This is a genomic window from Mycobacterium sp. KBS0706, assembly GCF_005938675.2.
GTDB lineage: Bacteria > Pseudomonadota > Alphaproteobacteria > DSM-16000 > Inquilinaceae > Inquilinus.
Genome location: NZ_VCCH02000005.1, coordinates 1 through 12539, shown reverse-complemented (window position 1 = coordinate 12539; position 12539 = coordinate 1). Strand labels below are relative to the sequence as shown.

Annotated in this window: 9 protein-coding genes; 8 read left to right on the top strand and 1 reads right to left on the bottom strand. The window is 67.2% G+C overall.

Features of this window, described 5'->3' with window-relative positions:
* The first annotated feature begins 229 nt into the window (after positions 1-229).
* The 5 genes from FFK22_RS03835 to FFK22_RS03815 all read left to right on the top strand — a co-directional run bounded on the left by FFK22_RS03835 (position 230) and on the right by FFK22_RS03815 (position 7939).
* Positions 230-1693: a methyl-accepting chemotaxis protein gene (locus FFK22_RS03835; RefSeq protein ID WP_138890404.1), complete on the top strand. Its 1464-nt coding sequence runs from the start codon at positions 230-232 to the stop codon at positions 1691-1693.
* A gap of 71 nt (positions 1694-1764) precedes the next feature.
* Positions 1765-2631 carry an OmpA family protein gene (locus FFK22_RS03830; RefSeq protein WP_186002293.1) on the top strand — a complete coding sequence of 289 codons (867 nt, stop codon included), beginning with the start codon at positions 1765-1767 and terminating at the stop codon, positions 2629-2631.
* Positions 2628-3935, top strand: a complete 1308-nt coding sequence (locus FFK22_RS03825; protein ID WP_138890406.1) for an EH signature domain-containing protein — start codon at positions 2628-2630, stop codon at positions 3933-3935. Before FFK22_RS03830 ends, FFK22_RS03825 begins: the two co-directional genes overlap by 4 nt.
* Complete coding sequence (locus FFK22_RS03820) at positions 3932-7147, top strand: DEAD/DEAH box helicase (protein WP_138890407.1); 3216 nt, start codon at positions 3932-3934, stop codon at positions 7145-7147. The genes FFK22_RS03825 and FFK22_RS03820 overlap by 4 nt, the downstream gene beginning before the upstream one ends.
* A 108-nt stretch (positions 7148-7255) precedes the next feature.
* The gene (locus FFK22_RS03815) at positions 7256-7939 is read left to right on the top strand and encodes a hypothetical protein (protein ID WP_143956795.1); all 684 of its coding nucleotides are present in this window, start codon (positions 7256-7258) and stop codon (positions 7937-7939) included.
* A 240-nt stretch (positions 7940-8179) separates the two neighbouring features.
* On the opposite strand, the gene FFK22_RS03810 is transcribed toward FFK22_RS03815, so the two are convergent.
* Positions 8180-9706: a hydroxymethylglutaryl-CoA reductase gene (locus tag FFK22_RS03810; protein ID WP_138892021.1), complete on the bottom strand. Its 1527-nt coding sequence runs from the start codon at positions 9704-9706 to the stop codon at positions 8180-8182.
* 237 nt (positions 9707-9943) lie between these two features.
* Here FFK22_RS03810 and FFK22_RS03805 point away from each other — a divergent pair, with 237 nt between their 5' ends.
* From FFK22_RS03805 to FFK22_RS42700, 3 genes are all read left to right on the top strand, one after another.
* Entirely contained in the window at positions 9944-10831 is an 888-nt protein-coding gene (locus FFK22_RS03805) for an NAD(P)-dependent oxidoreductase (RefSeq protein ID WP_186002292.1), read from the top strand.
* Positions 10828-11679 carry an alpha/beta fold hydrolase gene (locus FFK22_RS03800; protein WP_138892019.1) on the top strand — a complete coding sequence of 284 codons (852 nt, stop codon included), beginning with the start codon at positions 10828-10830 and terminating at the stop codon, positions 11677-11679. The genes FFK22_RS03805 and FFK22_RS03800 overlap by 4 nt, the downstream gene beginning before the upstream one ends.
* Positions 11680-11764: 85 nt before the next feature.
* A partial coding sequence (locus FFK22_RS42700; protein WP_186002291.1) for a hypothetical protein occupies positions 11765-12539 on the top strand: 775 nt, incomplete at its 3' end.

Below are 12539 nucleotides of genomic sequence, written 5' to 3'. Positions count from 1 at the left end.
GGCATGGGGTTCCGAGGATGAATGAATCTTTGATGAGCACGGGTTGCGTTGAGGCCATATCCGCAGTAGATGCTGGCTAACGCAGTCACTCTACTTTTGTTTGGTTTTGATATTGGATGACAAGGGGATGTTATTTTTTCCTACCATTTATGCTTCGGCGCTGCATGTCGATCTAATTTGGTTGTCGTGGATGTGCTCTTAGAGTTTGCGCGTAATTTATGAGGCCGCGATGGACTGGATTTCCCTAGGAACAAATATAAGAAATTTTATTCTAAAAATTGCTGACCTCGTCACGCTCGATTACTCACCTGGATTGGTGAGTCTTGGGCTGGCTATCGTCCTTGCGATCCTTTTGATCTTGATGATCGGCGTCATGCGCCAACGGCGCGGGATTCTAATCAAGACAACCAATCGCATTCGCTCCACTGGTGATGCAGCAGGCTTTCAAAAGCAGCTTCACGATATCGAGAGGGAGCTGCACCGGCACAATTCACGTCCGGGTCGTCGTCTGGCTGCGGCTTTCGTGGAATTCCGCGAAACGTTGATTGAGCCAGATCGTGATGGCGACAGCTATGTGCGCAATTCAGTACGCCCGTCGGCCTTCATCAATCTCGAGGATTTGCATTTCGGGCTGTCTGGTTGGCGTGTATGGCCCGGCCTTTTTGTTTCCGCGGGACTGTTCTTTACCTTCTTGGGCCTGATCGCAGCACTCGCCCAGACGCAGAACATCCTGGAGGTCGGCGGCGGCGATCAGACTCAGATGATCGGCGCATTGGAACGCCTCCTTGGGACGGCATCGGCCAAGTTCACCATGTCGTTGACCGGGCTGTTCTGCTCGATTGTCTTCACGGTCGTGCAGCGGGCCTGCGCGGCGGGGCTTGAAGGCGCCGCCACGACGCTCGCGCATGAATTGGAAAAGCGCATGAGCTTCGTCAGCCTCGAAGCGCTCGCGGATCAGCAGCTTGCGGCGATCAAGGAGCAGACCACCCAGCAGCAACTGTTGAACACCCAGTTGATTGCCGAGCTCAGCAAACCGCTTGAGCGCATGACGGCAACCGGTGCGGAAGCCATCGGTGGCATGGTGCACGAGCTCGGCCAATCCTTGACGGCCAATCTCGGGCAGTCCATTGCGGTCGTCGCCGAACGCATCGACGGCGCGGCGGACCGGCTGGCCGACCTCTCCGCCGCACTCGGCGAAACTTCCGAGCGGTTCAGGACGACGCTTGAGCGCTCCTCTTCGAACTTCGACGCGCTGGTCCAGCGCATCGAGGCCGCCGCTGGGCAGCTCGCGACCTCCGCCGACAGCATGAACGCGGCCTCAACCCCGGTCTTGGAGACAGCGCGCTCAACGGCGGACTCCGCCCGCGCCCTGGCCGATGGCTCGAGGAGCCTGGTCGACGCCGCCAAGGTCGCCGTGGATGCGGAGAAGACGGTGGTGGTCGCCTCCGCCCGCTCCATCGAAGAGCTGATCCGGGCGTTCGAGTCCCGCGCCAAAGCCTATGACGGGCAGCTCGACAAGGCGTTCAGCGACTATCTTGGGCAGGTGCAGCGCACCCTGGGCGAGCTGCGGCAGCATGGCGACGGCGTGCACGACCGATTTGCCGAGGCCCTGCAGACTCTGCAGGCCGTGATCGAGAATGCGCGTGCCTTCGTTCCCGAGAGTGATCCGCCGCAGGAGCGGCTGTCGGCATGAGGACAGCGCGGCGCCATCGGAGGGCGGAGGAGGAAGAAGAGTCCGCCTTCATCTCTATGACGGACATGACGGTGAGCTTCCTGTTCATCATCATGATCCTGCTGGCCTTCTTCGCGACCCAGATCGCCCCGAAGAACGGCGTTCCGCAGGAGCGCTACGACAAGGTGGCCGACGAGGCGCGGTGGCTGCGTGAGGAGAACGCCCGGCTGCAGGAGCGCTATGACCAGATGGCCGAGGAGGCGCGGCAGCTGCGCGAGGAGAAGGCTTGGTTGCTTCGCCGGCTGGCGGCGCAGGGAGAAAACCCGATCGAGCGCTACAACTTCCGGACCGCTGAGCTACGGGGCCGGATGCTCGATCGTATCCAGAAACGGATCCAGGCCGCCGACAACTCGATCGACGTCTCGATCAGCCGCAACGGAGATGCGCTCGAATTCAAGGGCGACGGGCTGTTCGGATCGGGAAGCGATGCGCCGAGCCCGCTCGGGCGACGGAAGATGGAACTGATAGCGGGGATTCTTGACGAGGAGCTACGGTGCTTCTCCTTCGGCGATCGCACGCTCCTGTCCGCGGCCTGCAATCCCGCCGTGGCGCTGATCGACGCGCTGCAGATCGAAGGCCATACGGACAACACCGGCACCGATGTGCTGAACATGGATCTGAGCTCGCGCCGAGGCACCTCGGTGTATTCCATCATGGTCACGGCCAGTTCGGATCTGCTGGGCTTCCGCAACCTGAAGGACCAGCCGATTTTGTCCGTCGCCGGATATGGCAAGGGCCGGCCGATCCGGGACAATGACTCCGACCAGTCGCGCGACGCCAACCGCAGGATCGACCTGCGGTTCATCATGTTCACACCGCCCGAGGAACAGTACATCCCGCAGCGGATCGAAGACCTGCCCCGCCTCCGACGGCTTCTCATGGCGGGACCCGTGCCATGAGTTTGCTCGACCGGACCGCGGCGCTGCCATCCGCTCTGCCTCCGGCGCGAGATCCCGTCCGGCTGGTGCAGGCGGCCGAGCGCATCCGGCTTCGTTTCGGTGACCGGCGGCCCGTGCAACTGGAGGCTCTCGACGTTTTGATCTCGCGCTTCGGCGTGGCGCTCACGCGCTGGGACTGGGCCGGCATCACCGAGGGACAAACCGCCCAGGTCGTGCGGGCTTGGGCGGCCCGGATCGCTCGGCTTCCGGCGGAACTGGAGGCCTTCTTCCTGCGTGAGTTGCGGCACTGCACCCGGATGACGCTGCTCGGAGCCCTGTGCGACGGCTTTCTGGCCGGCTGGATCACGAACAATCCGCTGACTCTGGAACTCGGTCGCATCATTCAGTCCCGGGCGGCCTGGCTGCCCAGAGCATGGCAGGCCGTGTTCCGATCGGTGCCGGAGCTCCTCGATATCATGGCGGGCGCTCAGACCTTCGGCCGCTGGCTGGCCGTGCAGGCCGATCCTTACGAGGCCGCGCTCGGCAAGGGCATATCCGCCCCGCACGGGCCAGGCTTCATGGCCCAGGTGCATGCGGCCTGGCTGGCGGCTCTGCCTGAGCCAACCGACGAACCCGCCGCCCGGCGGACGCTCGCCTGGATCCGCCCGGCCGGTGCGCCCGCGCTCGACGGCGACCGCGCAGCGCAGGTGGTGCAGCGGCTGTTGCGTCCGTGGCGGAACGGGATGCCGCCTCCGGCGCTGCGCGCGCTGCTGCTCAAGGTCCTGACCGAGACCTATGGCGATCCCCGCCGCGACAATCCGCAATTCTGGGATCGGGTCGGCGAGGATGGCCGTCGCGTCATGCTCCGCTGGTTGGCCGGACAACGCATGGAGGCCTTCCTCGACGTGGTTTCGCGCGCCGAGGAAAACCTGGATGGCGGTCAGCAGTGGCCCGCGCGGCGCCGGTTCTGGATGGGCCTCTACGAGCAGGGGCGCATCGACGAAGCTTGGCCGTCCTTCGGGGCGGACGCCCAGGCCATTGCCAATGAGCGGGCTCGAACGACCGGGGACTCGGCCTACTCCTCCTACGGCCGCCAGCTTCGTCGCAAGAACATCAGCCTGCTGATCATGCGGATCGGACGGTACGTCATCGTGGAGGGGTCCCACAACTTCCGTGTCCATGTCTTCCGACAGGATGCCATCGGAAGCCCTCGGCTTTACGAGGACCAGTACGACGTCGATGCCTTCATCCTGCCCGACCTCCATCCTGACGCCCGGAGACACATCGGCGACTGGATGGGCTGGGTCCGAGAGAGGATCCGATGAGCCTGAGCTTCGGCTTCGCCTGCGATGCGGAGGGCTGCACGCTGTCCGTCATTCAGCCGAAGCGCGGACTGCTGTCATTTCTGAGCTCCCGCCGACAGCACAACCTCGAGGCCCTGCCGCGCGAGCAGCGCGAGGTGGCGATGGCTCTGGCCCGGCTCCGCGTGCTCGACCGCGACCGGCGGGAGCATACGATCGCGGGGGATACGGTCCGCCTGTCGCATCGGCTGGTCGCGGAGCTCGACAATTCCACGGCGCGGGTGCTCGGCCTTCCTCCCCCCGTGTCCCGGTATATCTTCAAAGCGGCCATGAAGGGCTCGATCGGCGGCCCGGATTTCCGGCTCGATTGGTGGTGGGAGACGGGTGGAAGGAAAGTGCCGTTGCGCCGGATCGGCCCGGTTGTCGAGGACGCCTCGGGGTTTTTGCGGCTGCCGAGTCCTATCTGGCAGGCGATCGAGATTGCGGAAGCGTTCGATGCCCAGGCGCCGCTTCAAGACCATTGGCTCGCCCTCGGCAAGTTCCGCCGCGCCCTAGGTATCGAAGCGCTGGACGATGCCGGTTCGATTGGCGTGGAAGGCGCCCTGAAGCAGATCGAGATCGTCACCTGCGACAGTGTCGGTTTAGCCCTCGATCCCGAGGGCGACAGCCTGTTTGCTCCACTGCCGTTCGTCGGCGCACAGCTGCCGCAGGATGTCCAAGCCGACGCGTCGAAATCGTCGCTTCAAGGGGAAGAGTTGGCGGCGTTCCAGCGGCAAGCTGCGGCGCGCAAGGCCCAGCCGGCCTATCGCGTCGGGCCGGCGAAATTCCTGATCCTCGATCGATCTGCGATGCCAGTGATCGATGTGATTGCCGAGGCCGCGGCCCGGGACGCTGAGGGCCGTCGTCACTTCATCCGCGACGCGGAGCGGGTCATCGCAGAGGCGATCGAACGGCAGGCGCTTGAGGATGGCCGGCTGAACGAACTGATGAGCCCCGAAGGCTATCAGGAGGCGCTTGAGCGTGAGATCGCCCGTTCGTGGACCGAGACAAGCGAGTGGTCATCTCGGGTCATTGCTATCGCGGAGTGGGCACGCCCCACACCCGCCCAGATTAGCGGCTCGGGAACGACGTGGCTTCCGGCGACAATGACGCCCGAGCTCGGCGAATTGCTGGGCGCCTTGCGTGACGAAGAGGTAGAGCCGCTGCTTCTCGACCTTGCAGAAGCCAAGGTGGCGGTAGCGGAAACGCTGATCCATCGCGTTGGCTCCATACCGGTGATCGACGAGGTAATCGAAGCTTTGGCGCGGCGGCTCGAGATGCTACGTCGCCGCGCGGAGGCGCCTGAGGCGGGCGATCCGCAAGCCGTGTTTCTGCCGCTCACGCACAGCAACTTCTGGGACCAAGATTTCTGCGCGAAGGTGAAAACACGTGGCGAGCGGGAGCCGGTTTCTCTCCCTTCGGCAGTCGCCACCGAGCTGCGCCCCTACCAGTTCGCGGCCTTTGAATGGCAGGTGTCCGCCTGGCAGGCGGGTCTTCCGGGCATCCTGAATGCGGATGAGCAGGGCCTTGGCAAGACCTTGCAGACCCTCTCCTTCCTCACTTGGCTCGCGGAGCGCATGCAGGCCGGCCGCTTTGCGCCGCGGCCCTTGCTTATCGTGGCTCCCACCTCGCTGCTGCGGAACTGGGAGGCCGAATGTGCCGCCCATATGCATGCCGGCTTCTGGGATGAGCCTGTGCGACTCTATGGCCAGCACCTTCAAGCCTGGAAGGCTCCGGGCCGGCCTGGGCGGGATATCGACGACGGGACTGCGCGGCTCGATCTCGGGCCCGTCGAGAATGCACCGCGGCTAGTGATCACGACTTATCAGACGCTGGCCAACTACGCCGTCACCTTCTCGCAGACCAGGTTCGCGGTTGCGGTATTCGACGAGATCCAAAATTTGAAAAACCCGATCGCGATGCGCTCTGAGGCCGCGAAGGCGGTGGATGCCGATTTCCGAATCGGCTTGACCGGCACGCCGGTCGAGAACGCGACGCGCGACATCTGGGCGGTCATGGACCAACTGTTTCCAGGAGCACTCGGACCGCTTGCCGAGTTCCGAAGAGTCTTCGACGAGCCACGGGAGGAGCGCATGCGACAATTGCATGCGGCGATCTTCACGGGCCAGTTGGGGCACCCACCACTTGGATTGCGCCGGCTGAAGAAGGATGTCGCACCCGAGCTGCCCCCCAAAGCCCGCATCCTGCACCCGCGTATCATGCCCGAGGTGCAGGCGATGCGTTACGACGAGATCCGCGGCAGGGGCGGCGGGATGTTTGCCCTGCTGCATCATATCCGCCGCATATCCCTGCATCCCGGGCTGGTTGAGGGCGAGGTGCCGAAGACCTTCACCTCCTCTTCCGCCCGACTCGATGCAGCCATGGACATACTCGCCGCCATCAAGGCGAAGGGCGAGCGTGCGCTGGTCTTCGTCGAGAACCGGGACGTTCAGGCGTGGTTTGCCGAACTCATCAAGATCGAGTTCGGGCTGGACCGCGTCTACGTCATCAACGGCGGTACGCCCATCGATGCACGCAAGGAGATCACCGACCGCTTCCAGCGGCACCTGGTTGACGACGGCGGCTTCGACGTCCTGGTCATGGGACCGCGCGCGGCGGGCACCGGGCTGACTCTCACGGCGGCAAACCACGTCATCCATCTCACGCGGTGGTGGAACCCCGCCGTCGAGGAGCAGTGCAACGACAGGACACACCGGATCGGTCAAAGCCAGCCCGTCACCATCCATATCCCACTCGCCGTCCACCCGCGCCTCGGCCCCAATTCCTTCGACTGCCTGCTGCAGCGACTGATGAACCGCAAGCGCGGGATCGCCGACGCAGTGTTGTGGCCCCAGGAGACGGATGGCGGTCCGGAGCTGCTGGAACTGTACCAAGCCGTCATCGACGGTCCCGAAGAGGCAAGTCCCGACACCTCCGTCTTGCCGATGGCAAACCGGCCTGATCTGCGCATGACTGAGGTGCGGCCCGGCATTCTCCGGGCGGAGGTAAAAGGCGGCGGCGGGAGCATTCTGGTCGTCCACGGGGTCGACCCCGATCTCGCCGTCGGCATCGCCCGCGCCTCCGACAAGGCCATTATCTCCATGGCGGCGCCAGTCATGCGGCCCGAAAAGACCGATATTCCTCTGTCTGCCTTGCCGGATCTTTCCTTATGGCCTGACTACATTCTGCCGAGTTAGCAGGGGATCGTCGCCCGGGCCCGCCGGCGGCCGCCGTCATGGCCGGCCGGCGCCGGGTCACGCAATGTTCATTGCGCGCGCCGGCGATTCATGTTCATGATACGTTCTATGAACAACCCGCAATCCGACTCCGAGGACATCCGGCCGACCGATCCCGACATGAAGTGGACGGGGTGGGCGCTGGACATGCTGCGCAGCATGATCGAGGTCGATGACCGCACCAAGCGGATGCTCATGCGGCAGCAGGAGCAGAGCCCGCGGGGGGCGGATGCGCCGGACTACGCGCTGATGCAATCGCGCCTCTCCCGCTCGATGCGGCTGTCGATCGCGATGACCGAGCGGATCCGCGTCGACTTCGGGATGCGGAAGAAGAAGCGCAAGGACTCGGGCGAGGAGGAGCGGCACCGGCAGCGGCGGGAGCAGGCCACCGAGGCCGTGGTCGAGGCGGCCGCGGCGCCCGATGTGGCCGAGGATGTCGAGCACGTCCGGGCGACGGTCCGGGAGACGCTGGTCGAGGACGAAATCCTGGACGCGCAGCTCGACTCCCTGTCGCCCGAGGAGTTCGTGCGCGAGGTCTGCCGCAAGATCGGCCGCCCGCCGAACCCGGGCTGGCTGCCGCGGGGCTGGGCCGATGTCGCCGACACCGATCCGGACCCCGCCGACACCATGCCCGGCGGGAGCACGGAATCTGTTGCCGCGAGCCCTCCGGCCGCGGCGGGCTGGGCCCGTCCGCCGGATGAGTCCGACGCTGGCCGACCGATGCCGAAGCCGTCGATACCGGACAGCAGCTGAGCCGGCACGACCGCGCGGGTTGGGTTCGCGTCGCGAACCCGACATCTCGCCGGCATGCCACTGGGTTCGCTCGGCCCGCGGACCCAAACTGCGAAGCCATCATCGGCCTTCCAGTCTCCCCATCCCCTTGCGGGAATGGGGCAGGGGGAGGGGCGTGCGCGCTCCGCGAGCGAATGCGCAGAGAACAGGCCTCGCCATCATGGCCGAAGCGTCAGAGTTCAGGCTCGCCTTGACGGCGACTCACCCGGAGGCCCGAGCCTTGACCAGCGGGTGGTGCGCGGCGGCGAATTCGTCGGCGACCAGGGCCGACAATGTCGACAGGTCCAGGGCCAGGGCGAAGCCGCAGATGATCTCGGCAAGCCGCGGCGACTTGCCGGCGCCGTCGCAGTCGATCATCTGCAGGCACCGGCGCTGTTGCGGCAGCCGGGTGCCACCGCCGACGGTGCCGATCAGCAGGCTGGGCAGGACCAGGCTGGCATAGACCGCGGCGCCGGCGTCGACCAGGTCCAGGGTCAGATGCCCCACCCCGGATTCGTGCACGCTCGCAATGTCCTGCCCGGTGGCCGTGAAAATCGCGGCCACCATGTTGGCGATGTTGATGTTGACGCCGATCATGCCGCCCGCCACGCCGCCGGCGGCGAGGCTGTGATAGCCGCGGACCAGCTGCTCCGGGGTCACGTGGAGGAACCGCTGGGTCACCTCGGCCGGCAGCCTGCATTCGGCCACCGCCCTCGTGCCGCGGCCAACCATGAAATTGTTGAATGTCACCTTCTTGTCGCTGGAGAGGTTGGACTCGATGATGAATCGCTCGACCTTCAGGCCGAACGCGCTGCCGATCTCGGCCATGATCCAGTGGCATGCCCGCCAGGTGCATCCCGTGGTCATGTTCTGGCCTGCGGCGTCGGCGGAGTCGTAGACGAAGTGAAGGTGCAGGTCCCGGCCGAGGATCTGCGGCTCGATCCGCTTCAGCACCGCGTGCTTCGACATCAGCTCGGTCTGGCGGCGGATGTCGGCGAACCGCGACTGCACCCATTGGCCCAGGAACATCGCATCGTGCAGATCCGCCATCTGGAACAACGGAACGCGCGTGATCCGGCGGTCGAGAACCGCCGTCGTCACCCCGCCGCTGGCGGTGATCGCCGTCGCTCCGCGGATCGCCGAAGCGACCAGCGACCCCTCCGTCGTCGCCATCGGCGCGAACAGGTGACCCAGCGCGTGCTGACCATGGAACAGCAGCGGTCCGGCGGCGCCGACCGGGACCTCCACCGTGCCGATGAACGCTTCGGTCACCCGGGTCAGGCTTTCCGGGTCCAGCGACGTGGTCGCGATGTCGTCGAGCTCGACGCCGGTATGCTCCTGCAGGAAGCTCACGCGCTGCCGGCGCGCCGCTTCCGTGTATTGCGCGCGCACCGGCAGGCGTGGCCACCCGGTGGTCGCGGCCGGGGCATCGGCTCGTCGCGCATGACGCCGCAACGCACGCCAGAATGCCGAATCGTCCTCCGGGCTCGAAAATGCGGCGGAGACGACGGTCTTGTCCTTCCCGCTCCTGATGCAATCGATCAGATCGATCTCGATTTGGTGCCTGATGTCGTTGCCGAAGTGAAAGACGGCCGCTTTCCTCTCTCCGATGTCGAGTTGATCGATCGGGTCGTCGCAAGAGAGTTTCAGAAAATCTGCGCTAATTTCGTCTAGAATCAGATCATTCGGTAGAGAGGGATGTCCGACCTTGATGGAAAGGTTGCGCAGCTGATGACTTGTGTTTGACATATGCTTGGCCTCCGCGAGAGCGTCCCTGGTTCATCTTGTTACTAGTCCGCGGATGCGCGGTCGGCACATGCGTTCGTGTCATGGAACCAGGTCTCAGGCACATGACGGGCGCGGCGGCTGCGGTGCCGACCGCCGGCGCCGCGTCCGGCACGGGCTGGCATCCGGCCCGGCCCTTTGTAGGATGCAGGCAGGCGCGGCCGGGCGGCCCGCCGAGTCGTGACGGAGAGGATGAGGGACATGGCCGACATCGCCTATCTCGGCCTCGGCCTGATGGGCCGGGGCATGGTGCGCAACCTGCTGCAGGCGGGGCACCGCGTGCATGCCTGGAACCGCAGCGCCGTGGACCTGCCGGCGGAGATCGCCGCCCATCCCCTCTATGTCCGCGCCGCCTCGGTGGCGGCGGCGGCGGCCGGCCGCGACCGCATCATGCTCTGCGTCACCGGGCCCGACGCCCAGCGCGGCGTGCTGCTCGGCCCCGACGGCGCCTTCGCCCATGCCGCCCGGGGCGCGGTGGTCGTCGACAGCACCACGACCGACCCCGCCGTGTCGCGCAGCCTGGCCGAAGCGGCGGCGGCGGCCGGCCACGCCTATCTCGACGCCCCGGTCTATGGCAGCAAGGACCAGGCCTGGGACGGCAGCATCGGCTTCATCGTCGGCGGCGATCCCGCCGTGCTGGATGCGGTGCGGCCGATCCTCGCGGCGATCTCGGGCGGGGTGCACCATCTCGGCCCCAGCGGCGCCGGCGCGGTGATGAAGCTGATCGGCAACCTCCTGTCCGCGGCGCAGATGGCGGCGCTCGGCGAAGGCCTGGCCCTGGCCCGCAAGAACGGGCTGGCGGCCGAAGGCGTGATCGAGGTGCTGGACCGCTTCGGCGGCTCCTCCGGCGTCATCCGCGGCACCGCGCGCAAGACCCTGGCCAACGACTTCACGCCGGCCTTCCACCTCAAGAACATGGCCAAGGACATCGGGCTGATGCTCGATCTCGGCCGCGCCAGCGGCGTGCCGATGCCGGGCACCGCCCTGACGGCGGAGCTGTATCGCGCCGCCCTGGTCGCCGGCTATGGCGAGCTGCAGGCCAACGCCGTGCACAAGCTGCAGTTCCGCCTCGCCGGCATCCCGGAATGAGCCTCTCCGGCCCCGTTCACCCGGCCACCGCCGGCGGCGTCCTCACCCAGATGGCGATGCTCGCCGATGGCCGGGCGATCCGCTACCGCCGCATGGGCCCGGGGCAGGGCGCCCCGATTGTCCCCACCCCGATTGTCATGGTGCATGGCTTCGCCGGCGAGCTCCTGACCTGGGCCGCCTGCCAGGTGCCGCTCGCGGCCCGGCATACGGTCCTCGCGCTCGACCTGCCGGGGCATGGCGGCTCATCGCAGGACCTCGGCGCCGGCGGCGTGCCCGGCCTGGCCGAGGCGCTGCTGGCCTTCCTCGACGCCGTCGGCATCGGCCGCGCCCATCTGATCGGCCATTCCCTCGGCGGCGCGGTGGTGCTGCAGGCCGCCCTGTCCCGCCCCGGCCGCGCCGCCTCGCTGACCCTGGTCGCCCCCGGCAGCCTGGGCGAGGAGGCCGACACCGGCTTCGTCGGCCGGCTGCTGGCGGCGGACGACCCGCAGGCGCTGGCGGCGGCGCTGCGGCCGCTCTATGCCGATCCCGGGCTGGTCACGCCCGAGCTCGGCGAGCTGGTGCTGGCGGCCCTGTCCGGCCCGGGCGTGCGGGCGACGTTGCGCCGCCTGGCCGGCCAGTGCTTCGCCCCCGGCCGCCAGCGCCTGGTGCTGCGCGACCGGCTGGCGGAGCTTTCCATGCCGGTCCAGCTGCTGTGGGGCACCGACGACGCCATCCTGCCGGCGCGCCAGGCCCGGGGCCTGCCGCCGGCGGTGGCGGTGCATCTGTTCCCCGGCCAGGGCCACATGCTGCCGATCGAGGCGGCGGCCGGGGTCAACCGGCTGATCGAAGCGATGGTCGCCGCCGGCTGACGAGCTAGGAGGTCATCATACCACCTTGCCGGCCGGCGCAATCTGCGCTTCGTTGATGATCCTGGTCGCCATGGCGGAGCCTGGGATGGGTGAACTCGATCGGCTGAGCGACCTGATCGGCCGGATCTACGATGCCGGGACCGACCCCGACGCCTGGCGGCCCGTGCTCGCCGAGATCTGCCGCTGGGCGGGCGGCGAGATGGCGCAGGTCCTGGTGCTGGAATCCTCTGCCGCGGCCCCGGCCTTCACCGTCGCGGTCGGCTACGACGCGGCCGCCCATGCCCGCTATCTGCGCGACTATGCGCTGCAGGATCCGCGCCTGCCGGCCTGGCGGCGCCTGCCGCCGACCGTCCAGCTCTGCCATCAGGTGGTCGATCCCGCCTGGCTCGACCGCCAGGACTTCGGCGCCTTCCTGGACGAGAACGGCTGCCGCTGGACCATGGCCGCCATCGATCCGGCCTTCGACGGCATCGCCGGGATGAGCGTGCGCCGGCCGCGCCGGGCCGGGCCGTTCACGCCGGCGGAGGCCGAGCGCTTCGGCCTGCTGGTGCCGCATATCCGCCGCTCGCTGGCGCTGGCGCAGCGGCTGGACGGGCTGGCCGGCCGGGCCCGCCTGGCCGAGGATGTGCTCGACCGGCTCGACCGGGCGATGGTGCTGCTCACCGCCAACGGCCGGGTCGTCCACGTCAACGCCATGGCGGACCGGCTGTTCGAGAGCGGCCGGCTGCAGCTGCGGGGCAACCGGCTCGATTCCGCCGATCCGGCCGAGGCGGCGGCGCTGCGCGGCCTGATCGCGGCGGTGCTCGACCCGGCCTCCGGCCTCGGCCCGGTCCGGCTGCTGTCCGGCACCGCCGGGCCGT